The 18503-nt window shown below is 63.5% G+C and carries 15 protein-coding genes; 1 reads left to right on the top strand and 14 read right to left on the bottom strand.

Annotated elements, in window-relative coordinates:
* Positions 1-372, bottom strand: coding sequence for a 30S ribosomal protein S12 (gene rpsL, locus QO033_RS13335; protein ID WP_005621086.1), 372 nt, complete (start codon positions 370-372; stop codon positions 1-3).
* 405 nt (positions 373-777) lie between these two features.
* On the opposite strand from rpsL, the gene QO033_RS13330 reads away from it, so the two are divergent.
* Entirely contained in the window at positions 778-1590 is an 813-nt protein-coding gene (locus QO033_RS13330) for a putative rhamnosyl transferase (RefSeq protein ID WP_284481475.1), read from the top strand.
* Here the strand turns inward: QO033_RS13330 and QO033_RS13325 are convergent.
* The 13 genes from QO033_RS13325 to QO033_RS13265 form a co-directional block, all read right to left on the bottom strand.
* Positions 1557-2438, bottom strand: a complete 882-nt coding sequence (locus QO033_RS13325) for a DMT family transporter (protein WP_284481474.1) — start codon at positions 2436-2438, stop codon at positions 1557-1559. The genes QO033_RS13330 and QO033_RS13325 overlap by 34 nt on opposite strands.
* A 5-nt stretch (positions 2439-2443) precedes the next feature.
* On the bottom strand, positions 2444-3250 hold the full coding sequence (locus QO033_RS13320) for a glycosyltransferase (protein ID WP_284481473.1): 807 nt from the start codon (positions 3248-3250) through the stop codon (positions 2444-2446).
* Between the two features lie 152 nt (positions 3251-3402).
* Positions 3403-7644 (bottom strand): DNA-directed RNA polymerase subunit beta', encoded by a 4242-nt coding sequence (gene rpoC, locus QO033_RS13315; RefSeq protein ID WP_284481472.1) that lies wholly within the window; start codon positions 7642-7644, stop codon positions 3403-3405.
* Between the two features lie 91 nt (positions 7645-7735).
* On the bottom strand, positions 7736-11872 hold the full coding sequence (gene rpoB / locus QO033_RS13310) for a DNA-directed RNA polymerase subunit beta (RefSeq protein ID WP_284481471.1): 4137 nt from the start codon (positions 11870-11872) through the stop codon (positions 7736-7738).
* A 256-nt stretch (positions 11873-12128) separates the two neighbouring features.
* A complete protein-coding gene (gene rplL, locus QO033_RS13305; RefSeq protein ID WP_284481470.1) occupies positions 12129-12506 on the bottom strand; it encodes a 50S ribosomal protein L7/L12 in 378 nt (125 codons plus the stop codon).
* A gap of 81 nt (positions 12507-12587) precedes the next feature.
* Positions 12588-13106 carry a 50S ribosomal protein L10 gene (gene rplJ, locus QO033_RS13300; protein WP_284481469.1) on the bottom strand — a complete coding sequence of 173 codons (519 nt, stop codon included), beginning with the start codon at positions 13104-13106 and terminating at the stop codon, positions 12588-12590.
* 328 nt (positions 13107-13434) lie between these two features.
* Entirely contained in the window at positions 13435-14364 is a 930-nt protein-coding gene (locus tag QO033_RS13295) for a glycosyltransferase family 2 protein (protein WP_284481468.1), read from the bottom strand.
* 10 nt (positions 14365-14374) lie between these two features.
* Positions 14375-15073, bottom strand: coding sequence for a 50S ribosomal protein L1 (gene rplA / locus QO033_RS13290; protein ID WP_284481467.1), 699 nt, complete (start codon positions 15071-15073; stop codon positions 14375-14377).
* A gap of 1 nt (position 15074) precedes the next feature.
* A complete protein-coding gene (rplK, locus tag QO033_RS13285; protein ID WP_284481466.1) occupies positions 15075-15500 on the bottom strand; it encodes a 50S ribosomal protein L11 in 426 nt (141 codons plus the stop codon).
* Positions 15501-15663: 163 nt separating this feature from the next.
* Positions 15664-16197 carry a transcription termination/antitermination protein NusG gene (nusG, locus tag QO033_RS13280; RefSeq protein WP_284481465.1) on the bottom strand — a complete coding sequence of 178 codons (534 nt, stop codon included), beginning with the start codon at positions 16195-16197 and terminating at the stop codon, positions 15664-15666.
* Positions 16198-16426: 229 nt separating this feature from the next.
* Positions 16427-16624 carry a preprotein translocase subunit SecE gene (gene secE / locus QO033_RS13275; RefSeq protein ID WP_284481464.1) on the bottom strand — a complete coding sequence of 66 codons (198 nt, stop codon included), beginning with the start codon at positions 16622-16624 and terminating at the stop codon, positions 16427-16429.
* Positions 16625-16761: 137 nt separating this feature from the next.
* Positions 16762-16983, bottom strand: coding sequence for a DUF2798 domain-containing protein (locus QO033_RS13270; RefSeq protein WP_284481463.1), 222 nt, complete (start codon positions 16981-16983; stop codon positions 16762-16764).
* Positions 16984-17193: 210 nt separating this feature from the next.
* On the bottom strand, positions 17194-18498 hold the full coding sequence (locus QO033_RS13265) for a TRAP transporter large permease (protein WP_284481462.1): 1305 nt from the start codon (positions 18496-18498) through the stop codon (positions 17194-17196).
* Positions 18499-18503: the final 5 nt, after the last annotated feature.

Raw genomic sequence — 18503 nt, 5'->3', positions numbered from 1 at the left:
TTACTTGGGACGCTTCGCGCCGTATTTCGAGCGGCGCTGCTTACGGTCTTTGACGCCCTGGGTATCCAGAACACCACGCAGGATGTGGTAGCGAACACCGGGAAGGTCTTTGACCCGGCCGCCACGGATCAGGACCACCGAGTGCTCCTGAAGGTTATGGCTTTCACCGGGGATGTAGCTGATCACCTCGAATCCGTTGGTCAGACGGACCTTGGCAACTTTCCGCATAGCGGAGTTCGGTTTCTTCGGCGTGGTGGTGTAGACGCGCGTGCAGACGCCGCGTTTCTGCGGGCACTGCTCCAGGTGCATGGATTTCGAGCGCTTCACTTTCGGCTGCCGCGGCTTGCGGATCAGCTGTTGGATCGTTGGCATTCCGGTTCTTTCCCCGTTTCGCAACACATGTGTCTATGCACGCATGTGCGTGCGGTTCCAATTTCGTGCGCATACGCGTCCGCAAGCGCAAAAACCGCAATCGTTCCCATTCCGAGGTGAACGACGCGGTGGGTTATCAGAGGATCGAGGCTGCAAAATTGCCTGGATCTTGACCACTACAATATGAAATCGGCGGTTGGGGCGACCCCCGGGTGCCGAGATAGCGCGCGTAATAGGGGGAGTCGCGTCCGGTGTCAACACCGGGGGGGGGATCGCGCGGCGCGGCCCCCGCCTGCCCTGCCCCCTCGGTCCGTGGGGCGGCGGCCTCGGCTTGCCATCTACCCCCGGCGCTGCGAAGGTGCAAGAGCGTGGCGCCCCCTGCCCGCACCGAAGGAGCGCAGCGCGATGCAGGTCATCGGAATTTGCCGGTTTTCCTATCTGGGCCTGGGCGGCTTTCAAGTCGAACACGACACCCTGCAGGACCGCGCCGCCTTTCTCTACGATCCCGCCCGGATGGAGGAGCGGTTCCGCACCTTCGAGACGCTGACGCTGCCGCCGCTCCGGGCGCAGACCGATCCCGATTTCACCCTGCTGATCGTCACCGGCGACAGTCTGCCGCCGCAGTATATGGACCGGCTGAGCGCATTGATCGCCGATCTGCCGCAGGCGGTGATCCAGGCCCATGCCCCGGGCCAGCACCGCCAGGTGATGCAGGAGGCCATCAATTCCGTCCGCCGGTTCGACAAGGAGCCCTGCCTGCAGTTCCGCATGGACGACGACGACGCGGTGGCGCGGGTCTATGTCGAGCGGCTGCGGGAGGCGGCCGCCGATCTGCGCAAGCTCAGCCGCAGGCATCGCCATCTCGCCATCGACTTCAACCAGGGTCATATCGTCCGTCCCGGCCCCGACGGGCTGGCCGCGGCGCCCACCCAACGGCCCTTTACCACCGCCGCGCTCGCTCTGATGTTCAAGCCCTCGGTCAAGCTGACGGTAATGAACTTCGCCCATGAGAAGCTGCCGCGAATGATGCCGGCGATCAGCTTCACCGGAGAGGACATGCTGCTGCGCGGTCATAACGACTATAACGATTCGCGGCAGAAGCCAGGAATCAAGCCGGTGCCGCTGACGCCACTCACCCGCAAGCAGGAGGCAGCGTTTCGCGATACCTATAACGTCGATGCGGATCAGGTGCGGCGGGTGTTCTCCACCGCCACCTGACGCCCGCGATAGAGCGTGAATAGCCCTGCCGCCGCCACCACCGCCACGCCCAGCAGGGTCAGCGGCGCCGGCCAGTGGCCGAACACCAGCCAGCCCAGCACCAGCGCCCAGATCAGCCCGGTATAGCGGAACGGCGCCACGAAGGAGACCTCTCCCACCCGCATTACCATGACGCTGAGCACATAGCCCAGCATCACGAAGATGGCCGAGCCGCCGATCAGCGCGACATGGCCGGTGTCGAGCGGCGCCCAGTCCTCCCATAGCGAGGCGATGCCGGCACAGGCGAAAACGGCAAAGGCGGAGAGGACCGTGACGGTCATCGTCGGCACATGCGACGACATCCGCCGGGTGGCCAGATCGCGCACCGTGACGCAGAGCACCGCCGCCAGCACATAGCCGGTGTGCGGGCTGAAGCCCTCCGGCCCCGGCCGCACGATCAGCAGCATGCCGCAAAAGCCAAGACCGATCGCCAGCAGGCGCCGCCAGCCGATGCGTTCACCGAAGACCAGTGCCGCCCCCAGGGTCACGGTCAGCGGCAGCACCTGTAGCACGGCGGTGACATTGGCCAGCGGCATTGTCATCAGGGCCACCAGGAACAGATAGGCGGCGACCACCTCGGTCCCCGAGCGCAGCGCCAGAAGCCCCAGGTCTCCCCGGCTCAGCCGCAGCCGTAACGCCCCCAGATACCGCGCCAGGAGATAGAGCAGCAGGCAGCTCACCCCGCCGCGCAGGGTCAGAAGCTGCATCAGCGGCACCTCGCCGCCGGTGGCCTTGATGCAGGTGTCGTTCAGGGTGAAAGCGGCCGTGCTGCCCATCATCAGGGCAGCCCCACGGGTATTCGGTGTCATCGGGATCAGAGCGCGCGCAGCGCCTCCGGCGTCACATCGAAATGGCGTTTGAGCGCTTTGGCGATCTGCGCCTCGCCCATCTTGTGGGTCAACCCCATCTGCGCCGGGTTGGATTTGTTGTCGCCATGGATGGTGCGGATGAAGGCCGGCACAGAGATATCCGAATAGGTGTTGAAATGCTGCGCCAGCTTGCGGTGGTTGAAGCGATAGGGGTTGTAGCTGCTGCCCGAGGGCGCCACCAGCGTGGTGCCCGTCGACAAGGGCGCGCGTTCGCAGGCATCGAAGATCTCCGCCGTCTCGCCGGTGGACCGCACATAGAACCCGCGGTTATAGGCGATCACGAAGGGCGTTTTCGGCCCCTGCAGCTTCAGCATCGCCGTGGCGATCTTCTTGGTCCGCTTGACGAAATCGATATCCACCGCGTCATCGTCATCCAGCCGGAACAGGATGCGGTGGGAATAGCCCTCTTTCGACACCGCGTTATAGCCCTTCTGCAGGAGCTTGTAGTGGTTCTCGGTCCCCACCGGCAGACAATGGATATTGGGCAGTGGCTCGATCAGGTCCAGAAGTCGCTCCAGATACTGCGGCGGCATCGACTCGGCGGTCAGCACCACCATGTCGAATTCGGGGTCGGACTGGCGCACCAGCGACGGCAGGCAGAGCTTTTCGAACAGGTTGAACCGCAGCTCCATCCGCTCAGGCGCGAAGATATGCGCCGCGGTCTCTTCGAGTGTCTTGAAGCGTTCGGAATAATAGGTCGGCGTCAGCACCGAAAATCTGACCAGCCCCACCGTCTTGACCTTCCGGTCCATGCCCGCTCACTCCGTCTTGCCGTTCCCCCAGAAAACACCGCCGCCCGCCGGAAGGAAAGCGGCAATCGGCGCCACCGGCGCCGCCCGGAGCAAAGAAAAACCCCCGCGGACGGGCCGCGGGGGTCTGATGTCTTATCGTGACAGAGCGATGATCAATCGCGGCTTTCCGGCGTTTCCACCAGATTGTCGAACTCGTCACCGCCGATGATGTCGTCGGCCATCGGCGCGGCCAGGGCGGCGGCGGCTTCGGCTTCCTCACGGCGGGCTTCGATCACCACGTTGTCACGCTGCTGCGCGATATGGCGCACACGCTGGGTGGCGCCGCCGGTGCCGGCGGGGATCAGACGACCCACGATGACGTTCTCTTTCAGGCCGACCAGCTTGTCGCGCTTGCCCTGAACCGAGGCCTCGGTCAGCACGCGGGTGGTTTCCTGGAAGGAGGCCGCCGAGATGAAGCTGCGGGTCTGCAGCGACGCCTTGGTGATCCCGAGAAGGATCGGCTCGCCCTGCGCCGGGCGACCGCCCTTGGCAATGGCTTTCTCGTTGGCCTGATCGAACTCCTGCTTGTCGACGTGTTCGCCCTTCAGCAGCGTGGTATCGCCGCTTTCCGAGATCTCCCACTTCTGCAGCATCTGGCGAACGATCACCTCGATGTGCTTGTCGTTGATCTTCACGCCCTGCAGCCGGTAGACGTCCTGCACCTCGTCGATCATGTAGTTCGCCAGCGCCTCGACCCCCATGATGGAGAGGATGTCGTGCGGCGCCGGGTTGCCGTCCATGATGTAGTCGCCCTTCTGCACGAAGTCGCCTTCCTGCACCGGGATGTGCTTGCCCTTCGGCACCATGTATTCCACGGGCTCCAGGCTTTCGTCCGCCGGCTCGATCGAGATGCGACGCTTGTTCTTGTAGTCGCGCCCGAAGCGGACATAGCCGTCGATCTCGGCGATGATGGCGTGGTCCTTGGGACGACGGGCTTCGAACAGTTCGGCCACACGCGGCAGACCACCGGTGATGTCCTTGGTCTTGGCCCCTTCGCGCGGGATACGCGCGACAACGTCACCGGCCTGCACCGACTGGCCTTCCTCGATCGACAGAATCGCGTCCACCGACATCGGATAGGTCACCGGGTTGCCCGCATCGTTGCGCACCGGCTCGCCATCGGCGTCGACCAGGATGATTTCCGGTTTCAGCTCGTTGCCTTTCGGTGCGGCGCGCCAGTCGATCACGATCTTCTGGGTCATGCCGGTGGCTTCGTCGGTCTCGTCGCGGACGGCGACACCCGAAACCAGGTCGACATATTTCGCGGTCCCCGATTTCTCGGCGATGATCGGCAGGGTGTAGGGATCCCATTCGAACAGTTTGTCGCCACGCGACACCTGGGCGCCTTCGGAGACGAACAGCTTGGTGCCGTAACCCAGCTTGTAGCTGGCCCGCTCCTCGCCGGCGTCGTCCTTGATCAGCAGCTTCATGTTGCGGCCGACCACCAGCATCTCGCCGTTGGCGTTTTCCAGCAGCGTCGGGTTCTCGAAGCTGACGACACCGTCTTGGCCGGCTTCCTGGAAGGACTGCTGACCACCCTGGGCAACGCCGCCGATGTGGAAGGTCCGCATCGTCAGCTGGGTGCCGGGTTCACCGATCGACTGGGCCGCGATGATGCCGACGGCCTCACCGGTGTTGACCATGGTGCCGCGGGCAAGGTCACGCCCGTAGCACATGGCACAGACGCCTTCCTCGGCCTCGCAGGTCAGCGGGCTGCGGATGCGGGCGGTCTGGATGCCGGCCTCTTCGATATTGTCGGCCATGCGCTCGTCGATCAGCTGACCGATGGCGACGATCACCTCGTCCGAGCCGGGCCGCACGATATCCTCGGCCGCGACACGACCCAGGATGCGTTCGCCCAGGCTGGCCACCACTTCGCCGTCGTTGACGGCCGCTTCGACGGTGATCGCATTGTCGGTGCCGCAATCGTGCGCCCGCACGATGCAGTCCTGCGCCACGTCCACCAGACGCCGGGTCAGATAGCCCGAGTTCGCGGTTTTCAGAGCGGTGTCGGACAGACCTTTCCGCGCGCCGTGGGTGGAGTTGAAGTACTCCAGCACGGTCAGGCCTTCCTTGAAGTTCGAAATGATCGGCGTCTCGATGATGTCGCCGTTCGGCTTCGCCATCAGGCCGCGCATCCCGCCCAGCTGTTTCATCTGCGTGACCGAGCCCCGGGCCCCGGAGTGCGCCATCATGTAGACCGAGTTCGGTTCCATGTCGGCACCGTTCTCGTCGTGTTTGACAGCCGAGATCGAGCCCATCATCGCATCGGTGACGCGGTCGTTACACTTCGACCAGGCATCGACGACTTTGTTGTACTTTTCGCCCTGGGTGATCAGGCCGTCCATGTACTGTTGTTCAAAGTCCTTCACCTGTTCGCGGGTGTCCTCGACGATGTCCCACTTGTTGTCCGGGATCACCATGTCGTCCTTGCCGAAGGAGATGCCGGCCTTGAACGCTTCCTTGAAGCCCAGGCTCATGATCTGGTCACAGAAGATCACCGACTCTTTCTGACCGCAGTAGCGGTAGACGGTATCGATGACCTGCTGCACCTCTTTCTTCCGCAGCAGGCGGTTGACCAACTCGAAGGGCGCCTTGGCGTTCAGCGGCAGAAGCGCGCCCAGGCGCACACGGCCCGGGGTGGTTTCATACCGTTTGAGAACCTCGTTGCCCTCTTCGTCAATCTGCAGGATCCGCGCGGTGATCTTGGTGTGCAGATGCACGACACCGGCGTCCAGCGCGTGCTGAACCTCGTCGATCGAGCCGAACACCATGCCTTCGCCCGGCATGCCGTCGCGCTGCATGGTCACGTAGTAGAGACCGAGGATCATATCCTGCGACGGCACGATGATCGGCGCGCCGTTTGCGGGCGACAGCACGTTGTTCGTGGACATCATCAGGACGCGCGCTTCCAGCTGGGCCTCAAGGCTCAGCGGCACGTGCACGGCCATCTGGTCACCGTCGAAGTCGGCGTTGAAGGCCGAGCAGACCAGCGGGTGCAGCTGGATCGCCTTGCCTTCGATCAGCGTGGGTTCGAAGGCCTGGATGCCCAGACGGTGCAGCGTCGGCGCCCGGTTCAGCATCACCGGGTGTTCGCGGATCACTTCGTCAAGGATATCCCAGACTTCGGGACGCTCTTTCTCCACCAGTTTCTTGGCCTGCTTCACGGTCGAGGACAGGCCCTTGGCTTCCAGCCGCGAGTAGATGAACGGCTTGAACAGCTCCAGCGCCATCTTCTTCGGCAGGCCGCACTGGTGCAGCTTCAGCTCGGGACCGGTCACGATGACCGAGCGGCCGGAGAAGTCGACGCGTTTACCCAGAAGGTTCTGACGGAAACGACCCTGTTTCCCCTTCAGCATGTCGGAGAGCGACTTCAGCGGGCGCTTGTTGGCGCCGGTGATGACACGGCCGCGACGACCGTTGTCGAACAGGGCGTCGACCGATTCCTGCAGCATCCGCTTTTCGTTGCGGACGATGATGTCGGGCGCGCGCAGCTCGATCAGCCGTTTCAGACGGTTGTTCCGGTTGATCACGCGGCGATAGAGGTCGTTCAGGTCTGAGGTCGCGAAGCGGCCACCGTCCAGAGGCACCAGCGGACGCAGTTCCGGCGGGATCACCGGGATCACGGTCATCACCATCCATTCCGGACGGTTGCCCGATTCCAGGAAGGATTCGACCACTTTCAGACGCTTGATGATCTTCTTCGGCTTCAGCTCACCGGTGGCTTCGGCCAGGTCGGCGCGCAGCTGCTCGGCCTCGGCTTCGAGGTCGATGTTCTGCAGCATTTCGCGGATGGCTTCGGCGCCGATGTTCGCCGTGAAGGCGTCCATGCCGTAAGCGTCCTGCGCGTCCATATACTCTTCTTCGGTGAGCATCTGGCCGTATTGCAGGTCGGTCAGGCCGGGTTCGATCACCACGTAGTTCTCGAAATAGAGCACCCGTTCCAGATCGCGCAGGGTCATGTCCAGCATCAGGCCGATGCGGGAGGGCAGCGATTTCAGGAACCAGATATGGGCGACGGGCGCGGCCAGCTCGATGTGGCCCATACGCTCGCGACGGACCTTCTGCAGCGTGACTTCAACGCCGCATTTCTCGCAGACGACGCCGCGATACTTCATCCGTTTGTATTTGCCGCACAGGCACTCGTAGTCCTTGATCGGGCCGAAGATACGGGCGCAGAACAGCCCGTCCCGCTCCGGCTTGAAGGTGCGGTAGTTGATGGTTTCGGGCTTCTTGATCTCGCCATAGGACCACGAGAGGATCCGTTCCGGGCTGGCCAGAGAGACCTTGATTTCGTCAAAGACCTTGGGCGGGGTCAGCGGGTTGAACGGGTTGTTCGTCAGTTCCTGGTTCATTTTGATACCTCAAATTCGCGCGTCGGGCAGGAAGGGGCGGCAAGTTTCTGTGAAGAAACTTGCCGAGATTTTTCGAAAAATCTTGCTCCCCTTATTCCTCGCCCTCCGCGTCCAGGAGTTCCATGTTCAGGCCGAGGCCGCGGACTTCCTTCACGAGCACGTTGAAGCTCTCGGGAACGCCCGCCTCGAAATTGTCCTCGCCCTTGACGATGCTCTCGTAGACCTTGGTCCGGCCAGCCACGTCGTCCGACTTCACCGTCAGCATTTCCTGCAGGGTGTAGGCGGCGCCATAGGCTTCCAGCGCCCAGACTTCCATCTCCCCGAAACGCTGACCGCCGAACTGCGCCTTCCCGCCCAGCGGCTGCTGGGTGACCAGGCTGTACGGGCCGGTGGAACGTGCGTGGATCTTGTCGTCGACCAGGTGGTGCAGTTTCAGCAGGTACTTCATCCCCACCGTCACCTTGCGCGCGAATTGCTCACCGGTGCGGCCGTCGAACAGGACCGACTGTGCCGAGGTATCGAAGCCCGCGCGTTGCAGCGCGTCGTTGATATCGGCCTCTTTCGCGCCGTCGAAGACCGGCGTCGCGATCGGCACACCGCGGGTGACGTTCTTCGCCGCCTCGACCAGATGATCCTCGTCCATGCCGGCGATGCCCTCTTCATAGACATCGTCGCCATAGGCGAAGCGCATCGCGTCTCGCACCGGCGTCAGATCGCCCGAGCGGCGATAGTCCTGCAGCGCATCGTCGATCTTCAGGCCCAGACCACGGCTTGCCCAGCCCATGTGGGTTTCGAGGATCTGACCGACGTTCATCCGCGACGGCACACCCAGCGGGTTGAGGCAGAGATCGACCGGGGTACCGTCGGCGAGGAACGGCATGTCCTCCATCGGAACCACGCGGGAGACCACACCCTTGTTGCCGTGACGGCCGGCCATCTTGTCGCCCGGCTGCAGCTTGCGCTTCACCGCGACGAAGACCTTGACCATCTTCATCACGCCCGGCGGCAGGTCGTCGCCCCGGCGCACCTTCTCGACCTTATCCTCGAAGCGGGCATCGAGGGCACGTTTCTGCACCTCATACTGCTCGTTCAGGGCCTCGACGATCTGCGCGTCGGCCTCTTCTTCCAGCGCCAGCTGCCACCACTGACCGCGGGACAGGCTGCCCAGCAGGTCCTCGGTGATCTCGGAACCGGACTTGATGCCCTTCGGCCCCTTGGCAACGGTCTTGCCCAGGATCATGTCCTTCAGACGGGCGTAGATGTTGCGGTCGAGGATCGCCAGCTCGTCGTCGCGGTCGCGGGCCAGACGCTCCACTTCCTCACGCTCGATCTGCAGGGCACGTTCGTCCTTTTCCACCCCGTGGCGGTTGAACACGCGGACCTCGACAACGGTGCCGAAATCGCCCGGCTTCACCCGCAGCGAGGTGTCGCGCACGTCGGATGCCTTTTCACCAAAGATGGCGCGCAGCAGCTTTTCTTCCGGCGTCATCGGGCTTTCGCCCTTCGGGGTGATCTTGCCGACCAGGATATCGCCCGGTTCCACATCGGCACCGATGTAGACGATGCCCGCCTCGTCGAGGTTGCGCAGCGCTTCCTCGCCGACGTTGGGGATGTCGCGGGTGATCTCTTCCGGCCCGAGCTTGGTATCGCGGGCGGCGACTTCGAATTCCTCGATATGAACCGAGGTGAAGACGTCATCGCGCGAGATCCGCTCGGAGATCAGGATCGAGTCCTCGTAGTTGTAGCCGTTCCACGGCATGAAGGCCACGCAGACGTTCTTGCCCAGAGCCAGCTCGCCCATATCGGTCGACGGACCATCGGCGATCACCTCGCCCTTGGTCACCAGATCGCCGACCTTCACCAGCGGACGCTGGTTGATACAGGTGTTCTGGTTCGACCGCTGGAACTTGCGCATCCGGTAGATGTCAACGCCGGCGTCGCCCAGGCTCAGGTCCTCGGTGGCACGGATCACGATCCGCTGCGCATCGACCTGGTCGATGATGCCGGCACGTTTCGCCTGGATGGCCGCGCCAGAGTCGATGGCGACCTTGCCCTCGATCCCGGTGCCGACCAGCGGCGCCTCGGCGCGCAGCAGCGGCACCGCCTGACGTTGCATGTTGGCGCCCATCAGTGCGCGGTTGGCGTCATCGTTTTCCAGGAACGGGATCAGCGAGGCCCCGACCGACACCAGCTGCTTCGGCGACACGTCGATCAGATCGACGCTTTCGCGCGGTGCCAGGGTATAGTCGCCCGACTGACGGGTGGAGACCAGATCGTTGATGAACTGCCCCTCGGCATCCAGCGTCGCGTTGGCCTGCGCCACGGTGTGACGCATTTCCTCGGTCGCGGACATGTAGTGCACTTCGTCGGTGACCTTGGCGTCCTTCACCACCCGGTAGGGGGTTTCGATGAAGCCGTATTTGTTCACCCGCGCGAAGGTGGCCAGCGAGTTGATCAGACCGATGTTCGGGCCTTCCGGCGTTTCAATCGGGCACATCCGGCCATAGTGGGTCGGGTGCACGTCGCGCACCTCGAAGCCGGCACGCTCACGGGTCAGACCGCCCGGCCCAAGCGCCGACAAGCGGCGTTTGTGGGTGACTTCCGACAGCGGGTTGGTCTGGTCCATGAACTGGCTGAGCTGCGAGGAGCCGAAGAATTCGCGCACCGCGGCGGCCGCCGGTTTGGCGTTGATCAGATCCTGCGGCATCACCGTGTCGATCTCGACCGAGGACATGCGTTCCTTGATCGCACGTTCCATCCGCAGCAGACCGACGCGATACTGGTTTTCCATCAGCTCGCCGACCGAGCGCACCCGGCGGTTGCCAAGGTGGTCGATGTCGTCGACGTCGCCCTTGCCGTCGCGCAGTTCCACCAGCGCCTTGATACAGGCGACGATGTCTTCGCGGCGCAGGGTGCGCAGAGTGTCCGGCGCATCCAGGTTCAGGCGCATGTTCATCTTCACCCGGCCGACGGCCGAGAGGTCATAGCGCTCGCTGTCGAAGAACAGGGTGTCGAACAGGGCCGAGGCGGCCTCGACGGTGGGCGGCTCGCCCGGGCGCATCACCCGATAGATGTCCATCAGCGCGGTGTCCCGGCTCATGTTCTTGTCCATCGCCATGGTGTTGCGGATGTAGGGGCCGACGTTGATGTTATCGATGTCCAGCACCGGAATCTCGTCGATGCCCGCGTCGATCAGCTCTTTGACAGTACCGCCGATCAGCTCGCCGCCCTTGTCGTATTCCAGCGTCAGCTCGTCCCCGGCCTCGACATAGATCGCGCCGGTGTCCTCGTTGATGATGTCCTTGGCGACGAATTTGCCGACGATATGCTCGAACGGCACCAGCAGTTCGGTGACCGCGCCTTCGTCGATCAGCTTCTTGACCGCGCGCGGGGTCACCTTCTTGGTGGCCTCGGCGATGATCTCGCCGGTGGCGGCATCGACCAGGTCATAGGTCGGACGGGTGCCGCGCACCCGCTCGGGGAAGAACGGGGTGACCCAGCCCTGGCCGCGGCGCAGGGAGTAGGTGACGGTTTCGTAATAGGCATCCATGATGCCTTCCTGATCCAGCCCCAGCGCATAGAGCAGCGTCGTCACCGGCAGTTTGCGGCGACGGTCGATGCGCGCATAGACGATGTCCTTGGCGTCGAATTCGAAATCCAGCCAGGACCCGCGATAGGGGATGATGCGGCAGGCGAACAGCAATTTGCCCGAGCTGTGCGTTTTGCCCTTGTCGTGATCGAAGAACACGCCCGGCGACCGGTGCATCTGGGACACGATGACCCGTTCGGTCCCGTTGACGACGAAGGTGCCGTTCGGAGTCATCAGGGGCATGTCGCCCATGAAGACGTCCTGTTCCTTGATGTCCTTGACGGATTTGGCGCCGGTGTCCTCATCCACATCGAAGACGATCAGGCGCAGCGTGACCTTCAGCGGGGCGCTGTAAGTCATGTCGCGCTGCTGACATTCCTCGACGTCGTATTTCGGTTTTTCCAGCTCGTATTTGACGAATTCCAGAACCGCGGTTTCGTTGAAATCCTTGATCGGAAAGACCGACTGGAACACGCCCATGATGCCTTCGCCATCGCTCGGATCGGGCTGGTCGCCGGAATTCAGGAACAGGTCATAGGACGACTTCTGCACCTCGATGAGGTTCGGCATCTCCAGCACTTCGCGGATTTTGCCGTAATACTTACGAAGACGTTTCTGTCCAAGGAAGGTTTGCGCCATGTCAGTGGTCACCTTTCAGTTTCTCACCGGACAAGACGGCCGCCGGGCACCGGCCGCTTGCCCATCAGAGACTACGTGTTCTGTGATCAATTCACGGCCGCCGTCCCGACTGGCGACCTTCCCGATCGGCTGAACCACGCCTTAGAAAAGATCCCGATCTGCGGCGGGGTCCTTTCTGAGACAGGTTCGGCTGGACCCGGATTCCCCGGATCCAGCCTCACATTCGAACGGTACGTCTGTGCGCACCGCGTCTGGCTTAGGCCAACTCGACCTCGGCGCCAGCTGCTTCCAGCTTCGCTTTGATCTCTTCGGCTTCGGCTTTCTCGATGCCTTCTTTGATCTTGCCGCCGGCTTCGACCAGTTCCTTGGCTTCTTTCAGGCCCAGGCCGGTGATGCCGCGAACTTCTTTGATCACGTTGATTTTCGAAGCGCCGGCGTTCTTCAGAACGACGTCGAATTCGGTTTTTTCTTCTTCGGCAGCGCCACCGGCGTCGCCTGCCGGGCCGGCCATCATCACAGCGCCGCCAGCGGCGGGCTCGATGCCGTACTCGTCTTTCAGGATGGTTTTCAGTTCCTGGGCTTCCAGCAGGGTCAGACCAACGATCTCTTCTGCCAGTTTCTTCAGATCAGCCATTTTATCAGCTCTTTCCGTTTAGATGTGTGTTCCAACGTGAGGGGATCATCCCTACGCCGGTCAGGACATGTCACAATCCGCTTACGCGGCTTCCGCCTTCTCTTCGATGGTCGAAAGGATGCTTGCGATGTTGCTTGCAGGTGCGCCAATCGCGCCGGCGATGTTGGAGGCAGGTGCGCCGATGCAGCCGACGATGGAGGCAATGAGCTCCTCGCGCGACGGCATTTTCGACACGGCCTCGACACCAGCCCGGTCCAGAGCGGTCTCACCCATTGCACCGCCAAGGATTTCGAACTTTTTGTTCTCCTTGGCGAAGTCCTCGGCAACCTTGGCCGCAGCCACAGGATCCTCGGAATAGGTCAGAACGGTCATCCCGGTCAGCAGGTCTGCCATGCTTTCACAGGGCTTACCCTCAAGGGCGATTTTGGCGAGCTTGTTCTTGGCAACACGCACGGCCCCACCGACTTCGCGTGCACGCGAACGCAGGTCCTGCATCTCAGCAACTGTCAGACCGGTGTAGTGGGCAACCACCACAACGCCAGAGCTTTCGAAGATTTGGCCGAGTTCCTCGACCACTTTCTCTTTCTGGGCTCTATCCACAGTTCTCTCCAAGTTTGGGACGCATAACCCGCGTCCCGGCTCAAGTTTGCCGGATCAGATCCGGCGTTCAGGTCCGAAATACGGGTTGGCCAAAAATCACCCGAAGGCATAGCCCCCGGCCAATCTGGTCTTTCCCGTCTCAGGCAGGATATTAAGGCGCCACGAGGACCCCACCCACCGTCTTGGACGAAACGAAATAAAGCGCACGACGAATCGCACGCTTTACCTCGGGGGTGTACTTAGGACGAAATCAGGGGGTTTCCAAGGGGTAAAACGCCCGCCCGCGTCTTTTCCCGATCCGGCATACCGCCAATCGGACCGGCGCGGATCAGGTCAGTGCCGGGGCGAAGGCTGCGCCGAACATCCCGCGCGCCGGGGCATCGAGATCGAGCGCCAGTTCCAGCCGGGCGCCCTCCGCCTCCAGCCGCGCCAGGGCGGCATCGTCCATCTTGTGCATCGCATCGTGCAGCGCCTGCAGCCGCGCCTCCGCGTCCGGTTCGGCCCGCGCCGCCGCGATCCGTTCGGTCAGCGGCGTGGTGAAGCCGCGCGAACCCGAGCGCCAGTCGAGCTTGCGGCGCCAGGCGGCGAAGTCCTGGCCGATCATGTGCAGCAGGAAACAGCGCTCCGCCGCGCCGATCTCGCGCTCCGCGACGATGCCACCGCCCGCTCGCTCCACCCAATGCTGACGCACCCGCACATCGGCGAGCCCAGTGCGGGTGGCGGATTTGCCCTGCGGGTGACCGATCAGCCCGCGCCGCCGGGGCCCGAACAGCGGCGCATCCCGGCGATAGACCCGCTTGGCCGCAGGCCGCTCCATCGGCAAGCGGAACTGCAGCGCCGCTCGCGCCGGCACCGGCGTCACCACCTCGGCGGTAATGATGCGCACCGCCTCGACATCCGCCGGCTCAGCCGCCAGCAGATCGGCGATCGACCTCCCTTCGACATAGAGGAACTCATCGGCATCGACGTTCAGGAACCAGGGCTCCCGCGTCTGCCGATAAGCCCAGGTCAGGGCGGCATTCTGTCGTTTTGGGAAATTGGCGTCAGGCGCCATGCCCAGATCGCGCCAGAACTCAGCCGTGCAGGGAATGCAGGTGATCCGGGGATCGGGGTCCAGGACCCCGATGGCGGGGTCCTGGGGATTGTCGAACATCAGCAGGAGCGAATGGGCCCCCTCGGAAAGATACCACGCGGCGAAGCGCAGGGTATCGGCGAGGCCCTCATTCAGGATCGCGGCGGCGCGCCACTCGCCCTGCATCAGCCTGCGATCACTCGCCGGAAGCGTTCGCGACGTCGATCGAGACGCCCGGGCCCATGGTCGAGCTCAGAGCGATCTTCTTCATGTAGGTGCCTTTGGCGCCGGTCGGTTTGGCGCGGGCCACGGCGCCGATGAAGGCGCGGATGTTTTCCACCAGCTTGGCGTCGTCGAAGGAGACCTTGCCGACACCGGCATGGACCACACCGGCTTTCTCCGCCTTGAACTGGACTTCACCGCCCTTGGCGTTCTGCACGGCCTGAGCGACATCCATGGTCACCGTGCCGACCTTGGGGTTCGGCATCAGGTTGCGCGGGCCGAGGATCTTACCCAGGCGGCCGACGATCGGCATCATGTCCGGGGTGGCGATGCAGCGATCGAATTCGATGGTGCCGCCCTGGATGGTTTCCATCAGGTCTTCGGCGCCAACGATGTCCGCACCGGCTGCGGTGGCTTCATCCGCTTTCGGGCCACGGGCGAAGACCGCAACGCGGACGTCCTTGCCGGTGCCGTTCGGCAGGCCGACCACACCGCGGACCATCTGGTCTGCGTGACGCGGATCGACGCCCAGGTTCATCGCGATCTCGACGGTTTCGTCGAACTTGGCCGAGGCGTTCGCCTTGATCAGGGCAACGGCTTCCTCGACGGTGATGTCTTCCTTGCCTGCGAAGGCTTCGCGCGCGGCGCGGGTACGTTTACCGAGCTTTGCCATCTTACTTCACCTCGATGCCCATGGAGCGGGCGGAGCCCAGGATGATCTGCATGGCGCCATCGATGTCGTTGGCGTTCAGATCTTTCATCTTGGCTTCGGCGATCTCTTTCACCTGTGCCACGGTCACCGAACCGGCAACGGCGCGACCCGGGGTTTTCGAACCCGATTGCAGCTTGGCAGCTTTTTTCAGGAAGTAGGACGCCGGCGGCGTCTTGATGTCCATGGTGAAGGACTTGTCCTGATAGTAGCTGATCACGGTCGGGCACGGCGCACCGGGCTCCATATCCGCAGTCTTGGCGTTGAACGCCTTGCAGAATTCCATGATGTTGATGCCGCGCTGACCCAGCGCCGGGCCGACGGGCGGCGACGGGTTCGCCTGGCCGGCTTTGACTTGCAGCTTGAGCTGCCCGATGAGTTTCTTGGCCATTGGCCATCTCCTTTTTCAGCACCTGCCGACGCGTCGACAGGCCAGGTTGCCCGTGGTGTGGTGAGCCCGCGCGCGGCCTCCGCCTCCCACGATTTCGCCCCGCCACCCCTGCCGGGCCACCCTCGCGCAGGAGGAGCGGCCGTCAGGCGCGGAGAGCGTCCGCTCAGGCCTGTTTGGTGACCTGAGTGAATTCCAGCTCGACCGGGGTTTCCCGGCCGAAGATCGACACCGACACCTTCAGGCGCTGGTTGTCCTCGTCGACTTCCTCGATCATGCCGTCGAAGTCCTCGAACGGACCGTCGTTGACCTTGACCCGTTCACCGATCTCGAAGCTGATCAGGGTGCGCGGGGCTTCCTCGCCTTCCTGAACGCGGTTGAGGATCTGGTTGACCTCGGCATCGCGCATCGGCATCGGCCGGCCCTGCGGCCCGAGGAACCCGGTCACCCGGTTGATCGAGCTGATCAGGTGATAGCCCTGATCGGACATTTCCATATGCACCAGGACGTAGCCCGGCATGAACCGGCGCTCGGTCTTGATCTTCTTGCCCCGGCGCACCTCGATGACCTCTTCGGTCGGCACCAGCACTTCATCGATCTGATCGTCGAGGCCGCTTTCGGCCGCCGCGGTCCTGATCTGTTCCGCGATCTTCTTTTCGAAATTCGAAAGAACGCTGACCGAATACCACCGCTTCGCCATAAGCCTTGATGTCCTTGTCCTGGTCCGGATCCCGACATGCGCCGGGTCGTCTTGAAATCTCTCGCACGGCGCCGCCGCGCCCCCCGGAATAAAAATCGGCGTGCGCCTCGAATCGCCGCACGCCATACCCCAAAGGTAGGGGGTCACCTACAAGTATAGGGACGAATGATCAAGGGGGCAGGACGATTTCGGCGACCACACCAGTCAGGCCGCCGCGCCCCGGCCCGGATCAGCCGAAGATCGTGAGAATGCCGTGCAGACCGCTGCGGATGCCCAGATCGACCAGGGCAAAGAAAATCGCAGCCAGCGCCGCCATGATGAAGACCATGACCGTGGTCAAGAACACCTCACGCCGCGTCGGCCAGACGACCTTGGCGATCTCGGCACGGACCTGCTGGATGAACTGAACGGGGTTGGTGGTGGCCATGAGCTGGGAATCCTGTCTGCTTGGCAGCGCACATAGCCGGGGATGACGGCAATTTCAAGGCAGAGTGCGGGGTCCGCCGCCCGGCGGCCCCGCAACGCGCTCGCCCGCGGCGCCTTTTCACCCTGGCTTACAGGGGCTTAGGTCAGCGGGCGCAGCCGGTGCACCACGAAAAACGCGATCCGCCCGACGCCCTGGGTCAGGACGAAGGCGATCGGCCAGGCGATGATGAATTCGCGCGGCCAGGTCGCCAGCCACTCACGCGTCGGCCCCATGTGAATCATCGACATGATGCCGGACATCGACAGGGCCATCATGAAAGTGATCAGCACCTGAGCCAGAAGCAGGGATTTCTTGTCCATCCGAAGTATCTCTCTAGTTTACGTTGTCGGACGGCACCGAAACACCCGCTGGAGCGTCCCCGGCACCGTCCTGAAAAAAGACGGCGCCGTGGGATCATGGCTGTGCATGAGCAATCCCGCGAACAGCGGGGGCCGGAATAACCGAACCGGCCTGAAATCTTTTCGGCAAGCGCCAGTTAGGCGACCGCCCCGCCCCCTGTCAATCCGCCCTCAACGCGCCAGCATCAGCTGCGGCAGGAAGGTCGCCAGCTCCGGCACCAGGGCCAGCAGGGCAACCCCGAGCGTGAGCAGCCCGAAGAAGGGGGCCGACGCCTTGGTCACCGTCCACATGTCGCGACCGCTCATCCCGTGCAGCACGAACAGGTTGAACCCCACCGGCGGCGTCAGCTGCGCCATCTCGACCACGACGATCAGGTAGATCCCGAACCAGACCGGATCGAAACCGGCCTCAACCACCATCGGCAGCGCCACCGAGGTGGTCAGCACGATCATCGAGGCGCCTTCGAGAAAGCAGCCCAGCACGACGTAGATCAGCGTGAGCAGCACCAACAGCATCGCCGGCGACAGCCCCTGCGCCGACACCCAGTTGGCCAGCGTCGCCGGAATGCCCAGAAACGCCATGCCGACAGAGAGAAAGGCGGCACCCAGAATGATGGCGATGATCATGCAGCTGGTACGGGTCGCCGCCATCAGGCTGTCGACGAAGCTCTGCCAGCTCAGCGCCCGCGCCACCGCCGCCAGCCCCAGCGCCCCGAACACGCCCAGCGTCGCCGCTTCGGTCGGGGTGGCATAACCGCCGTAGATCGACCCGATCACCGCCACGATCAGCAGCAGCACCGGCAGCAGCCGGCGCGACCGGCGCAGCTTCTCGGCCAGCGGCAGGCGCGGGCCCGCCGGCGGCACCGCGCCACGGTTGAAGGCGGACCAGATCATCACATAGCCCATGAAGAGCGCCATGATCAGCAACCCCGGCACGATGCCGGCGATAAACAGCCGCGAGATCGATTGCTGTGCCGAAATGCCGTAGACGATCATCATGATCGACGGCGGGATCAGCAGGCCCAGCGTGCCGGAGCCCGCCAGCGTGCCGATCGACATGGTTTCGCTGTAGCCGCGCTGCTTCAGCTCCGGCAGACTCATCCGTCCGACCGTCGCCGCCGTCACCGCCGAGGACCCCGCCACCGCCGCCATCACGCCGCAGCCGACGATATTGACGTGCAGAAGCCGACCCGGCAGCCGGTCCAGCCAGGGGGCGAGCCCGGCGAACATGTCCTCGGACAACCGGGCGCGAAACAGGATCTCTCCCATCCAGACGAAAAGCGGCAGTGCCGTCAACGCCCAGTTCCAACTGTGATCCCACAGCGTGGTCGCCATCAGCGATCCCGCCGGCGCCGGCGAGAAGGCGGCGAGCGCGACATACCCCACCGCCATCAGCGTGACCCCGATCCACAGCCCACCGGCCAGCAGCACCAGCAGCACGAGGCCGAGAATGCCGGTCGTCGTCAGAACATCCATTGCAT

Source organism: Pseudodonghicola flavimaris, from assembly GCF_030164425.1.
Lineage (GTDB): Bacteria > Pseudomonadota > Alphaproteobacteria > Rhodobacterales > Rhodobacteraceae > Pseudodonghicola > Pseudodonghicola flavimaris.
This window is presented reverse-complemented; position numbering and strand designations above follow the sequence as displayed.

Bases quoted from the DNA above. Each gene is read 5' to 3' on its own strand.
- QO033_RS13325 (WP_284481474.1), bottom strand. From the start codon at position 2,438: ATGACACCGAATACCCGTGGGGCTGCCCTGATGATGGGCAGCACGGCC.
- rpoB (WP_284481471.1), bottom strand. From the start codon at position 11,872: ATGGCGCAAACCTTCCTTGGACAGAAACGTCTTCGTAAGTATTACGGC.
- QO033_RS13330 (WP_284481475.1), top strand. From the start codon at position 778: ATGCAGGTCATCGGAATTTGCCGGTTTTCCTATCTGGGCCTGGGCGGC.
- QO033_RS13320 (WP_284481473.1), bottom strand. From the start codon at position 3,250: ATGGACCGGAAGGTCAAGACGGTGGGGCTGGTCAGATTTTCGGTGCTG.
- rplL (WP_284481470.1), bottom strand. From the start codon at position 12,506: ATGGCTGATCTGAAGAAACTGGCAGAAGAGATCGTTGGTCTGACCCTG.
- rpoC (WP_284481472.1), bottom strand. From the start codon at position 7,644: ATGAACCAGGAACTGACGAACAACCCGTTCAACCCGCTGACCCCGCCC.
- rplK (WP_284481466.1), bottom strand. From the start codon at position 15,500: ATGGCCAAGAAACTCATCGGGCAGCTCAAGCTGCAAGTCAAAGCCGGC.
- secE (WP_284481464.1), bottom strand. From the start codon at position 16,624: ATGGCCACCACCAACCCCGTTCAGTTCATCCAGCAGGTCCGTGCCGAG.
- nusG (WP_284481465.1), bottom strand. From the start codon at position 16,197: ATGGCGAAGCGGTGGTATTCGGTCAGCGTTCTTTCGAATTTCGAAAAG.
- QO033_RS13265 (WP_284481462.1), bottom strand. From the start codon at position 18,498: ATGGATGTTCTGACGACGACCGGCATTCTCGGCCTCGTGCTGCTGGTG.
- QO033_RS13295 (WP_284481468.1), bottom strand. From the start codon at position 14,364: ATGCAGGGCGAGTGGCGCGCCGCCGCGATCCTGAATGAGGGCCTCGCC.
- rpsL (WP_005621086.1), bottom strand. From the start codon at position 372: ATGCCAACGATCCAACAGCTGATCCGCAAGCCGCGGCAGCCGAAAGTG.
- rplA (WP_284481467.1), bottom strand. From the start codon at position 15,073: ATGGCAAAGCTCGGTAAACGTACCCGCGCCGCGCGCGAAGCCTTCGCA.
- QO033_RS13270 (WP_284481463.1), bottom strand. From the start codon at position 16,983: ATGGACAAGAAATCCCTGCTTCTGGCTCAGGTGCTGATCACTTTCATG.